General features: G+C 71.4%; 18 protein-coding genes. 11 read left to right on the plus strand and 7 right to left on the minus strand.

Annotation, left to right across the window (positions count from 1 at the left end; all coding sequences use genetic code 11):
* Positions 1-32: 32 nt before the first annotated feature.
* Together ACZ6NC_RS14925 and ACZ6NC_RS14930 are read left to right on the plus strand one after the other, a co-directional pair.
* On the plus strand, positions 33-551 hold the full coding sequence (locus tag ACZ6NC_RS14925) for a nuclear transport factor 2 family protein (protein WP_465732637.1): 519 nt from the start codon (positions 33-35) through the stop codon (positions 549-551).
* Positions 551-1,180: an LUD domain-containing protein gene (locus ACZ6NC_RS14930; RefSeq protein ID WP_465732639.1), complete on the plus strand. Its 630-nt coding sequence runs from the start codon at positions 551-553 to the stop codon at positions 1,178-1,180. Before ACZ6NC_RS14925 ends, ACZ6NC_RS14930 begins: the two co-directional genes overlap by 1 nt.
* Positions 1,181-1,340: 160 nt before the next feature.
* On the opposite strand, the gene ACZ6NC_RS14935 is transcribed toward ACZ6NC_RS14930, so the two are convergent.
* The gene (locus ACZ6NC_RS14935) at positions 1,341-1,781 is read right to left on the minus strand and encodes an Lrp/AsnC family transcriptional regulator (protein WP_465732768.1); all 441 of its coding nucleotides are present in this window, start codon (positions 1,779-1,781) and stop codon (positions 1,341-1,343) included.
* Positions 1,782-1,872: 91 nt separating this feature from the next.
* Here ACZ6NC_RS14935 and ACZ6NC_RS14940 point away from each other — a divergent pair, with 91 nt between their 5' ends.
* Positions 1,873-2,793, plus strand: a complete 921-nt coding sequence (locus ACZ6NC_RS14940; RefSeq protein ID WP_465732770.1) for an SMP-30/gluconolactonase/LRE family protein — start codon at positions 1,873-1,875, stop codon at positions 2,791-2,793.
* A 135-nt stretch (positions 2,794-2,928) separates the two neighbouring features.
* On the plus strand, positions 2,929-3,099 hold the full coding sequence (locus tag ACZ6NC_RS14945) for a hypothetical protein (protein WP_465732641.1): 171 nt from the start codon (positions 2,929-2,931) through the stop codon (positions 3,097-3,099).
* 40 nt (positions 3,100-3,139) lie between these two features.
* Here ACZ6NC_RS14945 and ACZ6NC_RS14950 read toward each other — a convergent pair whose 3' ends face one another.
* Positions 3,140-3,802 carry a LysE family translocator gene (locus ACZ6NC_RS14950; protein ID WP_465732643.1) on the minus strand — a complete coding sequence of 221 codons (663 nt, stop codon included), beginning with the start codon at positions 3,800-3,802 and terminating at the stop codon, positions 3,140-3,142.
* 76 nt (positions 3,803-3,878) lie between these two features.
* On the opposite strand from ACZ6NC_RS14950, the gene ACZ6NC_RS14955 reads away from it, so the two are divergent.
* The 4 genes from ACZ6NC_RS14955 to ACZ6NC_RS14970 all read left to right on the plus strand — a co-directional run bounded on the left by ACZ6NC_RS14955 (position 3,879) and on the right by ACZ6NC_RS14970 (position 9,238).
* Entirely contained in the window at positions 3,879-5,306 is a 1,428-nt protein-coding gene (locus ACZ6NC_RS14955; RefSeq protein ID WP_465732645.1) for an aminotransferase-like domain-containing protein, read from the plus strand.
* Between the two features lie 394 nt (positions 5,307-5,700).
* Complete coding sequence (locus tag ACZ6NC_RS14960) at positions 5,701-7,011, plus strand: discoidin domain-containing protein (protein ID WP_465732647.1); 1,311 nt, start codon at positions 5,701-5,703, stop codon at positions 7,009-7,011.
* A 2-nt stretch (positions 7,012-7,013) separates the two neighbouring features.
* Positions 7,014-8,270, plus strand: coding sequence for an MFS transporter (locus ACZ6NC_RS14965; protein WP_465732772.1), 1,257 nt, complete (start codon positions 7,014-7,016; stop codon positions 8,268-8,270).
* On the plus strand, positions 8,267-9,238 hold the full coding sequence (locus ACZ6NC_RS14970) for a TolB family protein (RefSeq protein WP_465732649.1): 972 nt from the start codon (positions 8,267-8,269) through the stop codon (positions 9,236-9,238). Before ACZ6NC_RS14965 ends, ACZ6NC_RS14970 begins: the two co-directional genes overlap by 4 nt.
* A gap of 91 nt (positions 9,239-9,329) precedes the next feature.
* On the opposite strand, the gene ACZ6NC_RS14975 is transcribed toward ACZ6NC_RS14970, so the two are convergent.
* The 3 genes from ACZ6NC_RS14975 to ACZ6NC_RS14985 all read right to left on the minus strand — a co-directional run bounded on the left by ACZ6NC_RS14975 (position 9,330) and on the right by ACZ6NC_RS14985 (position 12,822).
* The gene (locus tag ACZ6NC_RS14975) at positions 9,330-10,277 is read right to left on the minus strand and encodes a DUF389 domain-containing protein (RefSeq protein WP_465732651.1); all 948 of its coding nucleotides are present in this window, start codon (positions 10,275-10,277) and stop codon (positions 9,330-9,332) included.
* A 126-nt stretch (positions 10,278-10,403) separates the two neighbouring features.
* Positions 10,404-11,414, minus strand: coding sequence for a cytochrome d ubiquinol oxidase subunit II (cydB, locus tag ACZ6NC_RS14980; RefSeq protein ID WP_465732653.1), 1,011 nt, complete (start codon positions 11,412-11,414; stop codon positions 10,404-10,406).
* A gap of 25 nt (positions 11,415-11,439) precedes the next feature.
* A complete protein-coding gene (locus ACZ6NC_RS14985; protein ID WP_465732655.1) occupies positions 11,440-12,822 on the minus strand; it encodes a cytochrome ubiquinol oxidase subunit I in 1,383 nt (460 codons plus the stop codon).
* Positions 12,823-13,158: 336 nt separating this feature from the next.
* On the opposite strand from ACZ6NC_RS14985, the gene ACZ6NC_RS14990 reads away from it, so the two are divergent.
* Entirely contained in the window at positions 13,159-13,824 is a 666-nt protein-coding gene (locus tag ACZ6NC_RS14990; RefSeq protein ID WP_465732657.1) for a hypothetical protein, read from the plus strand.
* Positions 13,825-14,000: 176 nt separating this feature from the next.
* On the opposite strand, the gene ACZ6NC_RS14995 is transcribed toward ACZ6NC_RS14990, so the two are convergent.
* Together ACZ6NC_RS14995 and ACZ6NC_RS15000 are read right to left on the minus strand one after the other, a co-directional pair.
* Positions 14,001-15,692 carry a serine/threonine-protein kinase gene (locus ACZ6NC_RS14995; protein WP_465732659.1) on the minus strand — a complete coding sequence of 564 codons (1,692 nt, stop codon included), beginning with the start codon at positions 15,690-15,692 and terminating at the stop codon, positions 14,001-14,003.
* A 64-nt stretch (positions 15,693-15,756) separates the two neighbouring features.
* Positions 15,757-17,355 (minus strand): alpha/beta hydrolase, encoded by a 1,599-nt coding sequence (locus ACZ6NC_RS15000; RefSeq protein ID WP_465732661.1) that lies wholly within the window; start codon positions 17,353-17,355, stop codon positions 15,757-15,759.
* A 326-nt stretch (positions 17,356-17,681) separates the two neighbouring features.
* Here ACZ6NC_RS15000 and ACZ6NC_RS15005 point away from each other — a divergent pair, with 326 nt between their 5' ends.
* Together ACZ6NC_RS15005 and ACZ6NC_RS15010 are read left to right on the plus strand one after the other, a co-directional pair.
* Positions 17,682-18,368 carry a response regulator transcription factor gene (locus ACZ6NC_RS15005; RefSeq protein WP_465732663.1) on the plus strand — a complete coding sequence of 229 codons (687 nt, stop codon included), beginning with the start codon at positions 17,682-17,684 and terminating at the stop codon, positions 18,366-18,368.
* Positions 18,365-19,621 (plus strand): sensor histidine kinase, encoded by a 1,257-nt coding sequence (locus ACZ6NC_RS15010; protein WP_465732665.1) that lies wholly within the window; start codon positions 18,365-18,367, stop codon positions 19,619-19,621. The genes ACZ6NC_RS15005 and ACZ6NC_RS15010 overlap by 4 nt, the downstream gene beginning before the upstream one ends.
* The last annotated feature ends 156 nt before the right edge of the window (positions 19,622-19,777 follow it).

Here is a 19,777-nt window from a genome sequence, read left to right on the forward strand (position 1 = left end):
GTCGTCATGGGTGAACGGAACGGAGGAAGCTGATGAGCGACTTTCAAACGATCGCCGACCGTGTCGAGATCGAGGCGCTGCGCGGTGAGTTCACCGACGCGGCGATGATGCGCGACCGCGCCCGCCTCGCGTCGCTGTTCACGCCGGACGGCGTGCTGCGGATGCCCGACATCCCCATCGAGTTGACCGGCAGGGAGGAGATCCGCACCGGAGGCGAGCGGCTCCAGGCGCAGTGGGAATTCTTCGTGCAGAACACGCATCCGGGCACGATCCGGATCGACGGCGACACCGCGACCGGGCGCGCCTACCTGCAGGAGATCGCGCGCATGCGGGACGGCCGCCAGGGACTCAACTACGCCATCTACCACGACCGCTACCAGCGCACCGCGGACGGCTGGAGGTTCACCGAGCGGGTCTACGAGGTCAGGTACTTCGACACCACCCCGCTGGCGGGCTCGGCGCCGCGCGCCGAGGGTGCGTCCGACGAGCCGCCGACCGGGGATCTTCGCGCCCCGCGACCCGGCGCACCACACGGAACCCAGGAGGCATGATGACCATCTCGACTTCGGCGACACAGTTCACCGATCCGGTGCCCGCGCACCGCTTGGAGCGGGCGGCCGCCGCCTTGGCGGCACACAACTTCACCGTCGACATCCTCGATGATGCCGCCGCCGCGCGTACCCGCGTCAAGGAGCTGATTCCGGAGCACGCCAGCGTCTTCACCGCGGCCAGCGAGACCCTCCGGCTGTCCGGCATCGACGACGACATCAACACCAGCGGCCGGTACCGGGCCGTCAAGCCCCGCGTGCTGGCCATGGACCGGGCCACCGAGGCCGACGACATCCGGCGGCTGGTCGCCGGCCCCGACGTCGTCGTAGGCAGCGTCGCCGCGCTCACCGAGACCGGCTCCCTCGTGGTCGCCTCGGGCACCGGAAGCCAGCTGCCCGCATACGCCGGCGGCGCCGGGCGCGCGATCTGGATCGTCGGGGCACAGAAGGTGGTGCCCGATCTGAGCACCGCGCTGCGCCGCCTCGAAGAACACGCCCTCCCGCTGGAAGTCGCTCGCGCCCAGGCCGCGTACGGGCAGCCCAGCGCCATCAACCAACTCCTGGTCCTCAACGCGCAGCCCCGTCTCAGCCAGGGCGTGGTTCTGCTGCTCCGCGAGGCCATCGGGTTCTGAGCCCAAGACCGGCCGGCGCCTTCCGGCCCAGGTCGCTTGCGGTGTCTCGCAGCGAGCGGCGAGGCGCGGGGGTTCCTGTCACGCGGCCTTGGTCGTGGAAGCTGCCGCAGCTGTCCGCGGTGCCCCGGGTGGACTCGGCCGCCCGAGGGCAATGGGCCGTTCATGACGTCATGGACGGCGGGCGTTCGAAGAAGGTCTCCAGGACGACCGTGGCCTGGGTGCCGCTCACGCCGTCGATCGCGTAGAGGCGCCGGAGCACGTCCTGGAGTTGTTCGGTAGTCGTCGTACGCACCTTGACGAGCACCGACGCGCTGCCGGCGATGATGTGCGCCTCCTCGATCTCGGGGATGGCGGCGAACGCTTCGGCCGAATCCCCCATCCAGGCGGAAGATTCGATCATCACGTAGGCGAGGACGCCGAGTCCGAGGCTCTGTGGGTCGACCTCCACTGTCGTGCGGCGGACGATGCCGCGCTCCCGCAGCTTGCGCACCCGCTCATGGGTGGCCGCGGTGGAGAGCCCCACGGCTTTGCCCAGCGCCGCATACGCCTGTCCGGCGTCCTGCTGAAGCAGCGTCAGCAGTTCGCGGTCGGTGTCGTCCAGGTTCTCAATCGCCATGGCGGAACCATATATTGTCCTGTCATACTCCAGTTCACCGGAATCATGTTCGTCTCTTGTCGATTGGATGTGGATGATGTCTGGCGAGATCGAGTTCGGACTGTACGAGATACTGGACGACCGCTTCCGCCGGTGCACCTACGGGGACTCGCGGCTGGAGCAGCTGTACGGAGACTGCCGCTGGGCCGAGGGTCCCCTCTACCTACCTGCCTGGCGCCAGCTCGTCTGGAGCGACATCCCCAACGACCGGATGCTGCGCTGGGACGAGGCCACCGGAACGGTCGGTGTCTTCCGCTCCCCGGCCGGGCACAGCAACGGCAACACCCTCGACCGCGAAGGCCGCCTGATCAGCTGCGAGCAGGGCAACCGCCGCGTCACCCGCACCGAGCACGACGGCACGATCACCGTCCTCGCCGACCGTTACCAGGGCAAGCGGCTCAACTCGCCCAATGACGCGGTCGTCCGCTCCGACGGCTCGATCTGGTTCTCCGACCCGGACTTCGGCATCACCAGCGACTACGAGGGCCACCGTGCCGACAGCGAGATCGGCGCCTGCAACGTCTACCGGATCGACCCGCACGGCGGCGGAGTCCACCTCGCCGCGGACGGCTTCGCCGGACCCAACGGACTCGTCCTCTCCCACGACGAACAGCGGCTCTACGTCTCCGACACCCGCGCCGGACACATCCGCGTCTTCGACGTCCGCGAGGACGGCACCCTCGGCAACGACAGGGTCTTCACCAAGGCCACCGACAGCCGTTTCGACAACATCCGCTTCGACACCGACGGCCGGCTCTGGGCAGCGGCCTTCGGCGACGGCGTCCACTGCTACGCCCCGGACGGCGCCCTCATCGGCCGCCTCCTCATCCCCGAGCCCGTCTCCAACATCACCTTCGGCGGCCCGAAGAACAACCGCCTCTTCATCACCGCCACAACATCCCTGTACTCGCTGGTGACGTCGATGACGGGAACCCACCGCGTCCGCCGTCACCCGTGACAGTGGTGAACCCGCCTCACACCGGCGGCACCGCTCATGCCGGTCTCGGGGGAAACCCCACCCCCATCCGCCAACAGGGAGCCGCCGTGCCCGAACCTCCGTCCCGTCCAACGGGAGATCGCCCGTAGCCTCCGATTGGCTCCCGTCCCCGGCCCCGAGCAGGAGGCCGAACGCCGGGTGGCGTTCCTGGCCGACCAGCTGCGGTCCGTCGGCGCACCCTGTCCGGTGCTCGGCGTCAGCGGCGGTGGCGACCCCACGACCACCCTGCCGGCTGGAGGGGGGCGGGGGCGGGCCGCGGGCTGGTGACCCGGGCCTGCCGGGCGACCGGGACGGCTTGACGGCGGCATCAGGTGGCGACGACCTTGGCCCGGTCCGAAGCGATGTGCAGGGCGAGGCCCGCGAGGACCGTGCCCATGGCGTAGCGCTGGAACCGAAGCCACGCGGGGCGGCGGGCCAGGAAGGACGCGATGGTGCCCGCGCTCATCGCGATGAGGCCGTTGACGGTGACGGCTATGGCGATCTGGGTCAGGCCCAGCACGAGACTCTGCGCCGCGACGTGGCCTCGCGCCGGGACGACGAACTGCGGCAGCAGTGAGACGTACATGATGGCGATCTTCGGATTGAGCAGGCAGGTCAGGAAGCCCATGGTCACGAGCCTGTGCGGCGGGTCCGGCGGTAGTTGCTGCGGGGAGAAGACGGCGGTGCCGCCCGGCTTGACGGCCTGCCAGGCGAGCCAGAGCAGGTAGGCCGCGCCGGTGAGCTTGATTGCGGTGTAGAGGAGCGGCACGACTGCGAACACCGCGGTGATTCCCGCTGTCACGGCGGCGAGGTAGACCAGGAAGCCCATGGCGACACCGGTCAGCGAGAGCAGCCCTGCGCGGCGTCCCTGCACGATCGAGCGGGAGATCAGATAGATCATGTTCGGTCCGGGCGTGAGCACCATGCCCGTTGCCACGGCGGCGACCCCGAGCACAGCGTGCGCGTCGACGGCCGAGATGAGTACGTCCATGCCGGGAGGCTATGGGCGGGTGCGGGGTCGGTGCAATAATGACTTTGCGCTCGGTGCAATGAGGAGGAACGGGCCGATGGAGGACTACCGCGTGATCGCGGACGAGATCGCGGCTTCCATCGCCGAGGGGCGGCTGCGTCCCGGCGAGCAGTTGCCGACGCAACGCGCATTCGCCCGCCGGCGCGGCATCGCCGGATCGACGGCGGGCCGCGTCTACCGCGAACTGGTCCGGCGCGGGCTGGTCGTCGGCGAGGTCGGCCGCGGCACCTTCGTGCGGGCCGGCCACGGCACGCCCGGCGCGCGCCTCCCGCTCGCCGAGCCCGCCGGTGCTCCGGTCGACCTGGAACTCAACTATCCCGTCGTGCCCGAGCAGTCCGCCCTGCTCGCCACCGGACTCGCACCCATGCTGCGGGCGGATGCGCTGGACGCCGCCCTCCGTCCGGTCGGTGCGAGAGGCACCGCCGCCGCCCGCGAGGCATGTGCGGTGCTCGCCTCCGGCCCCGGGTACACAGGGCGTGACACCTCCGACCAGGGTGACGCCGGCTACGGGCCGGCCTGGCGCGCAACCGCCGACGACGTGCTCTTCGCCGCCAACGGCCGCCAGGCCATCGCCGCCGCCCTGGCCGCGCTTGTGCCACCCGGTCAGCGCCTGGGCGTCGAGGCGCTGACGTACCCCGTGGTCAAGGCGATCGCGCAGCGCCTCGGCATCACGCTTGTGCCGCTGCCGGTGGACGAATCCGGCCTGCTCCCCGACGCTCTCGCGGCCGTCCACCGGGCCACCCCCCTCCGTGCCCTCTACCTTCAGCCGCGCCTGCAGAATCCCCTCGGAGTCACCCTCGCGCCAGAGCGCCGCGAGGCGCTGGTCGCCGAACTGCGCCGCCTCGACCTCCCAGTCGTCGAGGACGCGATCTGGTCCTTCCTGCGACCCGGCATCCCGCCGCTGGCGGCGCTCGCGCCGGAACGGACCATCCTCGTCGACAGCCTCTCCAAGCGCCTCGCTCCTGGCCTGACCACCGGATTCGCAGTGGTGCCGGCCGCACTGCGCGCCTCCGTGACCGCCGCGCTGCGCTCGGGCGGTTGGACGCCGAGCGGATTCGCCCTGGAAGCTGCGGTGCGCTGGATCGCCGACGGCACGGTCGGCACGGTGGAGGCCGCCAAGCGTGCCGACGCGACGCAGCGTCAACTGCTCGCCCGTCAGTACCTGGCCGGCCGGACGCTACGGTCCGACCCGTGCTCGTACTACGTCTGGTGGGAGCTGCCGGCGGCGTGGCGCGCCGAGACGTTCGTCGCAGCTGCTGCCCGCGAGGGCATCGCCGTCACCCCCGGCGCCGCGTTCGCCGTCGGCACCCGGACGACCCCCTCCGCTGTCCGGGTCGGCCTTGCCTCACCGCCGCTCCCCGTCCTGGCCGAGGCCCTCGACACCCTCGCCCGGGTTGCCCGCAGCGCGCCGGAAGACCTGCTGGACCAACGACGGTCCGGTGATTGCGGACGCCCTTCTCGATGACCTCGCAGACCACCGCCACGGATAGGACGACAGCCTGCCTGTTCGACGGGCCGAGGGGCCGAGGGGCCTCGCTCCGGGGCGCGGCGAGCCGTTCGCCAGCGCCCACGAGCCTGGAAACGCGCGGAAGTTCGGTGTCCCCCGACTATTGGTAGGGAACTTTACTTTCTATTACGCTGTCGGTCGGCGGCTTGGCGCGGCGCCCCGTGTCGGATGGGGCGTGACGCGCTCAGTGAGAGCTCTGACCCGGCCGCTGCGGTGATGTGATCGCCGCTTGCCCGGTGGGTTCGTGTGGTGTGGACCGGGGTCCAGCTCTCGCCGTTTCTCAAGGTCATGGAGTCCAGGGATGCGTCTGGGTGTCTCGGCAAGGCCTGTTCGTGTCGGAATATTCGCCGCCGTGCTCGCGTTGCTCGGCGGCCTGTTGCTCGGCTGGTCCGGGCGGGCGGGGGCGGCGGCCGATCCGCTGCTCTCGCAGGGGAGGGCCGCGACGGCCTCGTCCACCGAGGGGTCGTCGTACGCGGCGGGGAAGGCGTTCGACGGGAGCGCCTCCACGCGGTGGGCGAGTGCGGAGGGGAAGGACCCGCAGTGGCTGCGGGTGGACCTCGGAGGAAGCGCCGGCATCTCCCGGGTGAAGCTGAGTTGGGAGTCCGCCTATGCGAAGGCGTACCGGGTGGAGGTGTCGGCGGACGGGGTGACCTGGACGACTGTGGCGGAGGAGAAGGCCGGGAACGGCGGGACGGACGACTGGGCGGGGCTGGCCGGCAAGGGCCGCTACGTCCGGATGTACGGGACGGCGCGCGGCACGTCGTACGGGTACTCGCTGTTCGAGATGCAGGTGTACGGGGTGCCGGACGGCGGCCCGTCACCGTCACCGACCGGCCCGTCACCGACCGGGCCCACGCCCGGCGGGGCGTTCACCGTGGTGGCGGCGGGCGACATCGCCGCACAGTGCACCGCTTCGGACAGCGGTTGTGCGCACCCGAAGACGGCCGCGCTGGCCCAGCAGATCGACCCGAGGTTCTACCTGACGATGGGTGACAACCAGTACGACGATGCCCGGCTGGCGGACTTCCGGAACTACTACGACAAGAGCTGGGGGGCGTTCAAGGCGAAGACCCACCCGGTGCCGGGCAACCATGAGACCTACGACCCGGCCGGGTCGCTCGCCGGGTACAAGGCGTACTTCGGCAGCATCGCCTACCCGCAGGGGAAGAGCTGGTACAGCTTCGACGAGGGCAACTGGCACTTCGTCGCACTGGACTCCAACGCCTTCGACCAGAGCGCCCAGATCGACTGGCTGAAGGCCGACCTGGCGGCCAACTCGAAGAAGTGCGTCGCCGCCTACTGGCACCACCCGCTGTACTCCTCGGGCGGGCACGGCAACGACCCGGTCTCCCGGCCGGTGTGGAAGATCCTCTACGGCGCCAGGGCCGACCTGGTGCTGAACGGGCACGACCACCACTACGAGCGGTTCGCCCCGCAGGACCCGGACGGGAAGGCGACCGCGGACGGGATCGTCGAGATCGTCGGCGGGATGGGCGGCGCCGAGCCGTACCCGATCGAGCAGGTACAGCCGAACAGCCAGAAGCGGATCAGCGGTGACTACGGCGTGCTGAAGCTGGACTTCACCGACTCCGGCTACGGCTGGAGCTATGTCGGAACGGACGGCCAGGTCAAGGACACCGGCCCGAAGTACAGCTGCCACTGATGATGTACCTGGCCACCACCGGCCGCCGTCCGGACGCGCCGCCCCGCCCCGCCGGGACGGAGCGGCGCGTCCCGGGCACGGTCATCGCGCTCGGCGCGGTCAGCCTGGTCACCGACGTCTCCTCGGAGATGGTCACGGCCGTGCTGCCGCTCTACCTGGTGCTGGGGCTCGGCCTCTCGCCACTGCAATTCGGTTTCCTCGACGGGCTGTTCAACGGTGCCACCGCGCTGGTCCGGCTGCTCGGCGGCACGCTCGCCGACCGGGGTGGCGGCCGGCACCGGACCATCGCCGGGGCCGGCTACCTGCTCTCGGCGCTCTCCCGGCTCGGGCTGCTGCTGGCCGGTGGCGCGGCCGGCGGGATCGCCGCCGCACTGGCCGCCGACCGGCTCGGCAAGGGCGTGCGGACCGCGCCGCGGGATGCGCTGATCTCGCTCAGCGCCCCGCCGGAGGCACTCGGTCGGGCCTTCGGCGTGCACCGGGCGATGGACACCACGGGGGCGCTGCTCGGACCCCTGGTCGCGTTCGTGGTGCTGTGGGCGACGGCGGACGCGTACGACGCGGTCTTCGTGGTCAGCTTCGCCATCGGGCTGTTCGGCGTGCTGGTGCTGGTGCTGTTCGTCCCGGCCGGTGCGGAGCCGGGGGCCGGTGCTGCGGTGGCGGCCGTCGAGTCGCGGCCGGCCGGAAGGAAGAGGAGCAAGGCGCTCGGCGATCCGGTGTTCCGGCGGGTCGTCACGGCCGCTGCGCTGCTGGGGGCCGCGACGATCGGCGATTCCTTCCTCTACCTGCTGCTCCAGCGCGGCCTCGACCTGTCGCCCCTGCTCTTTCCGTTGCTGCCGCTCGGCGCCGCGGCGTGCTACCTGCTGCTGGCCGTACCGGTGGGCCGGATCGCGGACCGGACCGGGAGGCGCACCCCGTTCCTCTGCGGGCACGGTGCGCTGCTCGCGGCCTACCTCACCCTGATGGCTCCGCCGGGATGGCCGGCCGCCGTACTCGTCCTGGTCCTCCTGGGTGTCTTCTACGCCGCCACGGACGGTGTGCTGATGGCACTCGCCGGGCCGGTACTGCCGCTCGACGGCCGGGCGGGCGGGCTCGCGGTGCTGCAGACCGGCCAGGCGCTGGCGCGGCTGGTCGGCGCGGCCGGCTTCGGTGCGGCCTGGACGTGGTGGGGGCCGCGCCCGGCCCTGGCGGTGGCCGCCCTCGCGCTGGCCGCCGCACTCGTCGCCGCATGGCGGATCCTGCCGGAGAGGGAGGTCTCGTGAAGGCGCGTTCGCTGGTGCTGATCGCCGCCGCCCTGGTGCTGCTGGGCGGTTCGATGGGGTACGTGCTGCACGCCAGGCAGCGTGACGGCGGGCACCAGATCGTCGCAGCAGAGAGCTCCTTCACCCTGACCGAGCCCGGGCTCTACTACCGGGACACCGCCACCGGGCGGGTCGCCCGCAGCCCGGGGCCGCCGGACGGGCCGTCCTGCGTCCGCTTCCACGCCGGGGGAGACCGGGCCCTGTGCCTGCGGGCGCTGCCCGGCACTCCGGCCCGTACCCAGGCGGTGGTGTACGACCGGCGGTTCACCGAGCTCCAGACGGTGACCGTGCCCGGGATACCGAACCGGGCCCGGGTGTCGGCCTCCGGGCAACTGCTCTCCTGGACCACCTTCGCCGTGGGGGACTCCTACGCGGCGGGCACCTTCTCCACCCGGACGTCGACCCTGGACCTGCGCACCGGCTACCTGGTCAAGTCGGTCGAGTCCATCCCGCTGACCGTCGACGGCACCCGCCACCACGCCGCCGACGTCAACTACTGGGGCGTCACCTTCGCCGCCGACGACAACCGTTTCTACGCCACCGTCTCGACCGGCGGCCGGACCCACCTGGTCGAGGGCGACCTTCGGGCGTGGTCGGCCCGCACCCTGCGGGAGAACGTGGAGTGCCCCTCGCTCTCGCCGGACGGTACCCGGATCGCCTTCAAGAAGAAGGTCTCGGCCGATCCGGCGGCACCCTGGCGGCTCCACGTCCTGGAACTGGCGGGGATGCGCGAGCACCCGCTGGCCGAGTCGCGCAGCGTGGACGACCAGGCGGCCTGGCTCGACGGGGAGACACTCGGCTACGCGCTGCCGGCCCAGGACGGGAAGGGCGCCGACGTCTGGAGCGTGCCGGCGGACGGCAGCGGGACGCCGCACCTGCTGGTGCCCGGCGGCTCGTCGCCGGTGGCCGTGCCGGCGGCGCCGAACTGACCCGACGGTCGGCGCCGCGCTGCGATCGGGCTGGAGGGGCGCTTCGATGTCGAGTCGGTGGCAACCTCCGGCGGCGTCACGCCCATGGCATTCACCCGGCTCGGCGCCGCGAGGCGCTGATCCTTCGCCAGATGGCGCGCTGGAGCCTCAGCACGAGGACACCCATCACCACCAGGACGGCAATGTTGAGAAGCAGTTGGAGGAACGAGCCCCACGCCTCGCGGTAGCTGCCGAACGCACAGGAGACCGCCAGGTCGGAGGCCGCGGGGATGGTCGTCACCGAGATGAAGACGCCCAGCAGCGCGCTCGTCCTGGCCTCGGTCAGGGAGACGATTCCGACGATCCCTGCCAGGACGGCGACGACGACCGAGAAGAAGTTGGGCGTGTCGATGAGGTTGGAGACCGGCCGGATTCCCAGGGTGAACGCCTTCGGCTGGAGCCCCAGTCCGCGGATCAGCAGGGCGAAGGCGAACGTGGTCACGATGGCCAACGCGAACCCCAGGGCCAGGGCCCGCACGCCCCGCCGGACGCTGCGCGGGACGCCGCGGTCGAGGCCGAGCGCGATGGCGGTGATCGCTCCGTACTCCGGTCCGACCACCATCGCGGCGACGATCAGGATCTGGGAGTTGGTGAGAATCCCGACCGCGCCGATGAGGCCCGCGATGACGAGATAGACGTAGAAGCTCGGCAGGTACGTCCCCTCGGCGCGGATCCGCGCCTCGACCGCCGCCCACAGGGGCGCGTGGGCGAGCACCCCGAGCTGCCCGGTCTCGGCCGCCGCCGCCCGCTCCGAGAACGCCATGTCGACCGGCTCGATCACGATCGAGCCGTGCCGGTCCAGGTGCAGCTCCCGGAGGCCGCGGAGCACATCGTTGGCGGCGCCCTTCAGGATGTCGCACTGGACGGCGTCGCCGTGGGGGTTGCGTGCCAGTCCGCGCTGGACCATGAGGTTGAAGACGAAACGATCCTTGGCCAGCAGGTCGACGATCCGGTCGGTGAGCTCCGGCGGGCTCACCGCGCGGACATGGATCATGTCCATCCAGGCCTCCACAGTTCGGGATCGCCGCGGGGTCCGGGCGGGCCCGGCGGTCCCATCGCGCGCGCAGGTCGAACATATGCCGGGCGGCACCGGTCCCCGGTCAACCCGATCGCCGTCCTGTGACGGCTACTCCGCGGACGTCCGGAAGTGCTCGGTGCTCAGGCGCAGCCGGAACACGTGGTACGTCCAGCCCTGGTAGGCCAGGACGACCGGCAGCAGGACGGCCACCACCACGGTCATCACCTTCAGCGCGTAGTGGCCCGACGCGGTGTTCTGCACGGTCAGGTCGAACGCGGAGCCGGTGCTCGACACCATGACCCGGGGGTAGAGCTCGACGAAGAGCGAGACCACCGTGGTGGCCATCCCGACCGTGGTGGCGGCGAAGGCCCACCCCTCGTGTCCGGTGCCGATCAGCCAGGCGGCGGCGAACACGGCCAGGACCGCGGCGAGTTCGGCGAGGTTGATCAGGACGCCCCGGCCGGCGGTGGAGTGCGTCCAGGTGACGAAGGCGAGCACCACCAGGCCGACGACGGGGGCGGCCCGGCGGGCCAGCAGGTTGGCCCGGCGGCGGAGGGCGCCGGTGGTCTTGAGCGCGATGAACGTCGACCCGTGCAGGACGCACAGTGCGACGAGGGTGATCCCGGTGAAGACCCCGTAGCCCGTGAACAGGTCGGCGAACGACCCGGTGTACTCCTGGTCGGCCCCGATCGGCACGCCGTGCAGCAGGTCGCCCAGGGCGATCCCGATCACCAGCGGCACGATCAGGCTGCCGGCGGTCAGCAGCACGTCCCAGGTGCGGCGCCAGCGCACGCTGTCGACCTTGCCCCGGAACTCGAACGAGACCCCGCGGACGATCAGCCCGACCAGTAGCAGGACCACGGCCAGGTAGAAGCCGGAGAACATGGTCGCGTACCAGCCCGGGAAGGCCGCGAACATCGCCGCCCCGGCGGTGATCAGCCACACCTCGTTGCCGTCCCACAGCGGCCCGATGGTGTTGATCGCGGCCCGGCGCCCGGCCTCGTCCCGCGCCAGCACCGCGTGCAGCATGCCGACGCCGAGGTCGAAGCCCTCCAGGACGAAGAAGCCCGTCCACAGCGTGGTGACGAGGATGAACCAGAAGACGGCGAGTGCGTCCATCGCGACCTCGGGATGATTCGGGACCTCAGTAGGTCACGGCGGGGACGGGCTGGTCATCGCTCGGAGCCGCGGCGGCCTCCGCGCGGGCGTAACGCAACATCAGCGCGCCGGCGACGACGGCCAGCGCGGCGTAGAGCAGGAGGAAGACCAGGATGCTGATCGCGACGTCGGTCGTGTCGACGGACGGGGACACGCCGTTCCTGGTGAGCTGGATGCCCTGCACGATCCACGGCTGACGGCCGCTCTCGGTGAGCAGCCAGCCCGCGGTGTTCATGAGGAACGGCAGCACGGCCGCCCACTGGGCCACCCGCAGGAACCGGCGGGACGAGGCCAGTCGCCGGCGCCTGAGCAGCCACAGCCCCCAGAGGCCGACCAGGAGGTTCAGCGTGGCCAGGTAGGCCATGACGCGCATGGACCAGTACTGGATGAAGACGTTGGGCACGTAGTCGCCCGGACCGTACTGCTGCTGGTACTGGCTCTGGACGGTGTTGAGTCCGAGTACCTGGCCGTTCCAGCTGTTGGTGGCCAGCAGCGAGAGCAGGTGCGGGATGGCGATGAACTTCGTCGGGTCCTCGTCGTTCTTCCCGCCGCCGATCTGGAAGACCGAGAACGAGCACGGCTGGCAGGTGTCCCACTGCGCCTCGGCCGCGGCGATCTTCATCGGCTGGTACTTGCCCTCGGTGACGCCCAGCTCGCTGCCGACCAGCATGGCGAACAGCAGCGCGGGCGTCAGCACGATCAGTGCCAGCCTGGCCGACGGCCGGAACACCTCGGGGTCGGCCCCCTTGCGCAGCTGCCAGGCCGAGACCGCGAGCATGACCATGGCTCCGGTGACCAGCGAGGCCAGCAGGGCGTGCAGATAGCCCCGCAGGAACACGGGGTTGGTGAACAGCGCCCAGATGTCGTTCAGCTGCGGCCGGCCGGTGGACGGGTCGATCGTGTAGCCGACCGGGTGCTGCATCCAGGAGTTGGCCGCCATGATGAACGCCGCCGACAGCGCGCTGCCGGCCGCCACCGCCCAGACCGTCGCCAGGTGCACCCGCTTCGGCAGCTTGTCCCAGCCGAAGATCCACAGCCCGAGGAACGTCGACTCCAGGAAGAACGCCGCGAGCCCCTCCATCGCCAGCGGTGCGCCGAAGACATCCCCGACGGTGCGCGAATAGCCCGACCAGTCCATGCCGAACTGGAACTCCTGGACCAGGCCGGTCACCACTCCGACGGCGATGTTGATCACCAGGAGCGTCCCGAAGAAGCGGGTCAGCCGCAGGTAGTCCGGCCGGTCGGTACGGTGCCAGGCGGTCTGCAGCAGGGCGATCAGGAACGCGAGGCCGATCGTCACCGGGACGAACAGGAAGTGGTAGATCGACGTCATCGCGAACTGCAGGCGGGCGAGGTCGAGCTGACTCATCGTCCCAGGCAAGCACCCGGGGTCAGGAGACGCGCGGTGACACGACGTTCTCGAGCGGTTCACCCGCCAGATGGCGCAGCAGCTGATCCCGGATCAGGCGCAGCGCCCTCGGCAGGAAGGCCGAGGTGCGGCTGGAGATGGATCCGCAACTGTGCTGGCGCCGACCTGGCGAGTCAGCAAGACACGGCGGTCGGACGCCGATCAGGATGTGACGGCGAGAGGGCGCTCGGTGAACGGAACGAACGACGGACACTGGTGCGCCGCCCGAGGTCCACGCTGCCGGCGTCGTCACAATGAGGCATGGCATCAAGCCCTGAGCCGGCCGATTCGCCGCCGGTGACACTCGATCAGGCCGCTGCCGTGCGCGGCGAGCGCTGGTGGCCCGTGGCGGTGGCGATCGCGACTGCCGCGATGCTCCATGTGGCGCTGCCCGCGGCGTACCGGGTGGATCCCGCATGGGTGGTTCCAGTGGTCATGTTCACGCTGCTGGCGGTACTGATCATCGGCGACCCGGGGCGGATCGACCGGCAGAAGCCGTGGCTCAGGGTGGTCACCGACGTCATGATCGGCTTCATCACCGCGGCGAACCTGTACGCGGGTGTCGGCCTGGTGGTGGACATCCTGACCAACAGCAAGCTGTTCGCCGACAACGCCGTCGGCCTGCTGGCCACCGGGGGAGTGACCTGGGCCACGAACGTGATCGCCTTCGCGCTGTGGTACTGGGACCTGGACCGCGGTGGTGCCGCCGCTCGTGCCCACCGGCTCCAGCCGAGCCCGGCGTTCGTGTTCCCCGAGATGCAGCACACGGCCTATGCGCCGGCCGACTGGGTGCCGAGCTTCGCCGACTACCTGGTGCTGGCCTTCTGGACCGCCACCGCGTTCAGTCCCACCGACGTCTCCGCGATCAAGACATGGGCCAAGCTGCTGATGATGGTGGAGGCCGCGGCCTCCCTCATCGTCGCCGCCCTGGTGATCGCTCGCGCGATCAACATCCTGCAGTGAACGAGAACGAAGGCCGGCCGCGACGACCTGCCACCCAGAACGGCTGGCGCTGGACGGACCTCCCCGGTGTCGGGCCGGACTCATCCGACAGCGCGCTCCCCGTGCCGCACCCCCGCACCGGAGACAGCTGACCGGGGCGGCGTCCGGCCCCGGCTGTCGCGGCGCTGGGCCAACGGTCAGCTGTCGCTGCGGAAATGGTCCATCGAGACCTTCACCGGGCCGTTGGCGGTCACGGAAATGACCCGCACGATCGCGATGTCGTGGGTGCTTCGCGCGCGTAGGCAGAAGGCTCGTCCGGCGGGCAGGTCGCCGAAGTCGAGAGCCGTCGCCGGCTGCCGGTCGATGGCCGCCGAGCACTCGGTCGGGGTGGGCCGGCCGCTGGGGGTGATGGCGGCGTCGCTTCCCGTCGGGATCAGGAACTCATTGGCGTTGTGCCCTACGGACCACTGGGTGGACTCCGCGGGGACCAGCTTGCCGGTCTCGATGTCGAAGTCGTAGGAGTCGTCGGGGGCGGTCAGGTCTGTGCCGGTGTATGCCGCGGTGTACGTGGCCGGGTTGGTGGGTGTCGGGCCGGCGGCCGCCGGTGCCGGTGTGTCCGGGCCGGTGTCACCGGCCGTCGGGCTGTCGTCGGCCGATCCCATTGCCGCGAGGATCCGGTCCAGCTTGTCGGACAGGACCACGCCGCCGACCGTGCCGCCGACAGCCACCACCAGTGCCGTCAGCAGCAGCGCCGTCTTCCGGGTCATGCCCTTGCGACGGGGCCTGCCCACCGCGGGTACCGCGGGAGCGACGACGGTCGGCAGTGGGGGCGGAAGCAGCGCGGTCGGCACCTCGGGCGGGGGCTGCGCAGTGCCGTAGGAGCCGGGCGGGGCCTGGACGGCAACGAGATCGGGGGAGAACACGCCGGGCCGGTCCTGCGGTACGTCCTGCGGCAGGTCGGAGCGGCGGGTGATGTCGGTGCTGACCTGGGTGGGCAGCCAATCGTCGGCGAAGCGCAGCACGCCGCCCACGGCGGGGTGGTTGCGCGCGGCCTCGATGATCTCGGCGGGTGTGGGCCGGTCTTCGGGGTGCTTGGCCAGGCAGCGCAGCAGCAGCGCGTGCAGCTCGCTCGGGACGCGGCCGAGGTCCGGCTGCTCGTTCACCACCCGGTAGAGCACTGCGGTTTCCGGTCCCTCGCCGAACGGCTGGGTGCCGCCGGCGGTGTACGCCGCCAGCGAGCCCAGCGCGAAGACGTCCGTCGCGGGCGTGGCCGGCCGGCCCAGGGCCTGCTCGGGCGCCATGAAGGCGGGCGAACCGATCCGGAAGCCGGTGCCGGTCAGCGCGACGGCGTCGGCCGCGCGGGCGATACCGAAGTCGATCACGCGCGGACCGTCGGCCGCGATCAGCACGTTGGCGGGCTTGAGGTCCCGGTGCACCACCGCGGCGCCGTGGATCGCCTGCAGTGCCTCCGCGATCCCGCCCATCAGCAGCAGGACCGTGCGCACCGGTAGCGCGCCGTGTTCCCGGACCACCTGGTGCAGCGACGGGCCCGGAACGTACGCGGTGGCCAGCCAGGGCACGTCGGCGTCCGCGCCGGAGTCGATCACCTGGGCGGTGTACAGCCCATGGATCCGCCGGGCGTTGGTGACCTCCTGCGCGAAGCGCCACCGGAACTCCGTGTCCTGCGCGAACTCCGGCCGGACCGTCTTGAGGGCCACCGGCCGGCCGCCGGGTGTGTAGGACAGGTAGACCCGCCCCATGCCGCCCGCTCCGAGCCGGGCGTGCAGCCGGTAGCCGCCCACCTCACCCGGGTCGTCGGGCTGCAGCGGCTGGAAGAGCGTTGACGCGGGCGACGCGGGCAAGGAGTCCAGGGACATGTCGATGGGCATGTGGAAGGTCTCCAGGGTGCGAGCTGTGGGCGGGGGCGGGGCGGCGCGAGGGAGTCCCGGCCGTTCAGCAGGTCGTCCCGTTCGGAACCGGCTTCAGGTCGATGAGGTAGGCGTCCACGGCATTGGTGACGCAGGCATTGCTGCGGCCGTAGGCGGTGTGGCCGGGCCCCTTGAAGGTGAGCAGCATGCCGCCGGGCAGTTGGGCCGCGAGGCCCTGCGACCACTGGTAGGGCGTGGCCGGGTCGCCGGTGGTGCCGACGACAAGGACCGGGGGCAGGCCCTCGGCGTTCACACGGTGCGGCTGCTGCTGTCCGGCCGGCCAGTCCTTGCAGGTGAGTTCGGCGAGCACGGCGGAGGTGCCGAAGGCCCCGGCCTCCTGGTCGGCGCGCTCCAGCAGGTCCCAGTAGGGCTGCGGCTCCCGCGGGTGCGGCTGGTCGAGGCAGTTGACGGCGGTGATGGCGACGGCGGAGTTGTCGGGGGCCCGCTCACCGGAGCTGCCCGGGTCGGAGCCGGTGCTGTCGGTCTGGCCGGATATGCCGGGGCCGGCGATCTCGGCGAGTTTCGTCCCGTCGCCGCCCCGCGCGGCGCGCAGCGCCTCGGACAGGTCCTGCCACTGGGACTCGGGTGAGTACATCGACTTGGTGAGGGCGGTGAGCAGCATGTTCTGGTCGAGCCGCTCGGTGGTGCCCTTGATACGCAGCGGGTGCTTGGCCGTCCGCCGGTGCAGGTCGGTGATCACCTTGTGGATGCCGTCCGGGGTGGTGGCAGGGCAGGCGTCGTGGACCACGGTGGCGCACTGCTGAGCGTAGTCGTCCACCGACCTCCGGAAGGCTTTGCCCTGCTGGAGGGCGGCCTCGGACCAGTCGAGTGAAGGGTCGACGGCGCCGTCGAGGACGAGCGCGCGGACCCGGTGCGGGAACAGTTCGCCGTACACGGTGCCGAGGTAGGTGCCGTAGGACCAGCCGAGGTAGCTGAGCTTCTCGTCGCCGAGGGCCGCGCGCAGCACGTCCATGTCGCGGGCCGCGTCCAGTGTCCCGACGTGCGGCAGGATGGCTCCGCTGCGGGCCTTGCAGGAGGCGACCTGCTTCTCGGCGTCCGCGAGCGCGGCGCTGCGTTCGGCAGCGGTCTTCGGATACGCACTCGTCGAGGCGGCGTCGGATTCGGGCTGGTCCTGGTCGGCGGAGTCGGAGGAGCCGCAGTCGATGGCCGGCTTGCTGCCGGCCACGCCCCGCGGGTCGAAGCTGACGATGTCGAAGCGGGCGCGCGCCCGTTCGCTGAAGGAGGAGAGGCCGCCGGACTTCAGCTGCTCGACCCCGGATTCGCCCGGTCCGCCGGGGTTGAAGACCAGGGTGCCGATGCGATGGGCGGGGTCCGCCGTGGCGGCCTTGGCCAGCGGCAGGGTGAAGGTCTGGCCGGTCTCCGGGTGCGCGTAGTCCATCGGGACGGTCAAGGTGGCGCACTGCAGCTCGCCGCACGTGGTCCAGGTCGGCTTCTGCCGGTAGAAGGTCTGCAGAGCGCTCTGCTGGGCGGAATCGGTCGGCGCCGTGTCGGCGCCCTCCGCAGCTTCGTCCCCGTACGCCGGGATGCATCCGGCGAGTGCTGTCACGCCGAGTGCGGCCAGGGCCAGGATCAGGCCGGCACGCTTGCTCGTCGGGTGCTTCATGGGAGTGCTCCAGAGTGGCTTGGCAGGGTTTTTGCGCACGGCGTCCGCGATGGTCAGCGGCACCGGCACCACCTCGGCGGACCGGGGCGGCTGGGCCGAGGGCCCCATCCGCCGGGCCGGTGGCGGTCCCCCGGGCGCGTGGGGGATCGCGCCCGGGGGGTGTCTCACGGCGCCGCGTGCCGGTCCGCCCACGTATCTCCCGGGCGAACGGCCGCGCTGCTCGGCTCCTGCCGGTTCGCTCCGCTGTGACCTCACAGATGATTGCCGGGCGAAGCTGAGGATTTGATGAGGCGGCCCGGGCCACACGTCGGGCTATCCTGTCCGCCGTGCGAGTACTGGTGGCCGAAGACGACGATGACCTGCGGTTTGCCGTGGCCGCGGCACTGCGCAGCGAGGGGCTGGCCGTCGACGAGGTGGCCGATCTGCCGGCCGCCGACGAGGCGCTGTTCGTCACCGAGTACGACTGCGCGGTGTTCGACCGGATGCTGCCCTCCGGGGATGCCGTCGAGTACGTGCGCGAGCTGCGCCGTGCCGGGCGGACCGTCCCGGTACTGTTCCTCACCGCCCGGGACACGGTCGCCGACCGGGTGGAGGGGTTCGCCGTCGGCGGCGACGACTACCTGGTCAAGCCGTTCGCGGTGCCCGAGCTGGCGGCCCGGGTGCACAGCCTGTGCCGACGGGCGGCCACCGTCCGGCCCCCGGTGCAGCGGTTCGCCGACCTGGAGATCGACACTGCCCGCCGCCAGGTGCACCGGGACGGCGTGCTGCTGATGCTGACCCGCAAGGAGTTCGCCGTACTGGAGCTGCTCGCGGCCCGGGCGGACCAGGCCGTACCCCGCGCCGACCTGATCGAGAAGTGCTGGGACGAGATGACCGAGCCGAACTCCAACGTCGTCGAGGTGCTGGTCTCCCAGCTGCGCCGCAAGCTCGGCGACCCGCCGCTGATCCACACGGTCCGCGGGGTGGGCTACCGGTTGGCACCGCCCGGCACCGGCGACAGCAGCCGAGGATGACGGCCGCGGCCCGGATCCGGCGGCTGCGCTGGCGACTCACCGCACTGTTCGCTCTCACCAGCGCGATCGGACTGATCGGGCTGGCGGCGTTCGCCATCCGGACCGACGAAAAATCCTGGAGCGACCGGCTCGACGACGCGCTCACCCTGCAGACCAGCCAGGCGATCCTGCTCCTGAGCTTCGACGACGACGGCCGGTTCGACGCGCAGTACCTGCAGGACGGGATGGAGACCGACTGCCCGCCGGTGACCGTGGTGACCGGTACGGCCGACCAGCCCACCGTTGCCTACACCCCGCGCAAGCCTTGCGTCCGGGTCCGCCCCGAGGACCTGGAAGCGGCGGCCGCGGAAGCAATGCGAGAGGGATCGGCCGTCGTGGCCGACGCGCGCGGCGACAACGGCCACCGGATCCGGCTACTCGCCGAGCCGTACGCGGGAGCCGATGGCCAGTCGACGGCCGGCGCAGTGGTCGCAGCCGACGACACCACCGATGACCGGGCTGCGCACCGCAAGCTGGTGCTGCTCCTGGTGGCCGGCTGCGCGGTTCTGGTCGCCCTGTCCGCCGTGGCCGGGCACCTGCTCTCCGGGCGGGCGATCCGGCCGGCGCTGACGGCGCTGCAGCAACAGGAGGAGTTCCTCGCCGACGCGGCCCACGACCTGCGCACACCCACCGCGTCGCTACGCGGCCTCGCGGAGACCGCGTTGCGCGACGACGAGCACCGCACCGCCGCGCTCGAACGGACCGTGCGCCTGGCGTCCCGGATGGGCGACCTGATCGACGGCCTGCTCACCCGGGCCCGGCTGATGGCCGGTGTCGGCACCCTGGCCAGCCAGCCGCTACGCCTGGACCAGCTCGTCGAGGTGGTCGCCGACGACACCGAAACCGGCGGGCACCGCGTGACCGTCCACACCGAACCGGTCGTCGTGGTCGCCGATCCCGACCTGCTCGGGCGGGCGGTGGCCAACCTGCTCGGCAACGCGCTCCTCCACGGCCATGCCCCGGGCCTGCCCGCAGAAGTCGACGTCACCGTGGCCGCCGACGGAACGGTGACCATCGACGACGCCGGCCCCGGCATCCCCCCGGATCTGGCCGGCTCCCTCTTCCAGCGCTTCCACAGCGGCTCCGGCTCCACCGGCCTCGGGCTGTCCATCGCCTCCTGGGTCGCCCAAGCCCACGGCGGCACCCTCGACGTCGGCACCAGCCCGAGCGGCGGCGCCCGCTTCACCCTCCGCCTCCCGCCCCGGACGAAGTAGACCAGGCGCGTGGGGCGCGTGGGCGCCGGGGGCCGGGAGAGTCCCGGCAGACCTGGGGGTTCCAGGTCTGCCGTGTGTCCGAGAGCAAGGGGCTGTCGGATGCCACTCCTCGCTCTCGCCGCTGCTCCGGTCGGGCGGACTGTACGGCCATTTGCG

This window comes from Kitasatospora sp. NPDC041988, assembly GCF_055588525.1.

What these genes read in the sequence shown, in the direction of transcription:
- ACZ6NC_RS14925 (WP_465732637.1), top strand. Translation starts at nt 33, where the DNA reads ATGAGCGACTTTCAAACGATCGCCGACCGTGTCGAGATCGAGGCGCTG.
- ACZ6NC_RS14930 (WP_465732639.1), top strand. Translation starts at nt 551, where the DNA reads ATGACCATCTCGACTTCGGCGACACAGTTCACCGATCCGGTGCCCGCG.
- ACZ6NC_RS14940 (WP_465732770.1), top strand. Translation starts at nt 1,873, where the DNA reads ATGTCTGGCGAGATCGAGTTCGGACTGTACGAGATACTGGACGACCGC.
- ACZ6NC_RS14950 (WP_465732643.1), bottom strand. Translation starts at nt 3,802, where the DNA reads ATGGACGTACTCATCTCGGCCGTCGACGCGCACGCTGTGCTCGGGGTC.
- ACZ6NC_RS14955 (WP_465732645.1), top strand. Translation starts at nt 3,879, where the DNA reads ATGGAGGACTACCGCGTGATCGCGGACGAGATCGCGGCTTCCATCGCC.
- ACZ6NC_RS14965 (WP_465732772.1), top strand. Translation starts at nt 7,014, where the DNA reads ATGTACCTGGCCACCACCGGCCGCCGTCCGGACGCGCCGCCCCGCCCC.
- ACZ6NC_RS14975 (WP_465732651.1), bottom strand. Translation starts at nt 10,277, where the DNA reads ATGGACATGATCCATGTCCGCGCGGTGAGCCCGCCGGAGCTCACCGAC.
- cydB (WP_465732653.1), bottom strand. Translation starts at nt 11,414, where the DNA reads ATGGACGCACTCGCCGTCTTCTGGTTCATCCTCGTCACCACGCTGTGG.
- ACZ6NC_RS14985 (WP_465732655.1), bottom strand. Translation starts at nt 12,822, where the DNA reads ATGAGTCAGCTCGACCTCGCCCGCCTGCAGTTCGCGATGACGTCGATC.
- ACZ6NC_RS14995 (WP_465732659.1), bottom strand. Translation starts at nt 15,692, where the DNA reads ATGCCCATCGACATGTCCCTGGACTCCTTGCCCGCGTCGCCCGCGTCA.
- ACZ6NC_RS15000 (WP_465732661.1), bottom strand. Translation starts at nt 17,355, where the DNA reads ATGAAGCACCCGACGAGCAAGCGTGCCGGCCTGATCCTGGCCCTGGCC.
- ACZ6NC_RS15010 (WP_465732665.1), top strand. Translation starts at nt 18,365, where the DNA reads ATGACGGCCGCGGCCCGGATCCGGCGGCTGCGCTGGCGACTCACCGCA.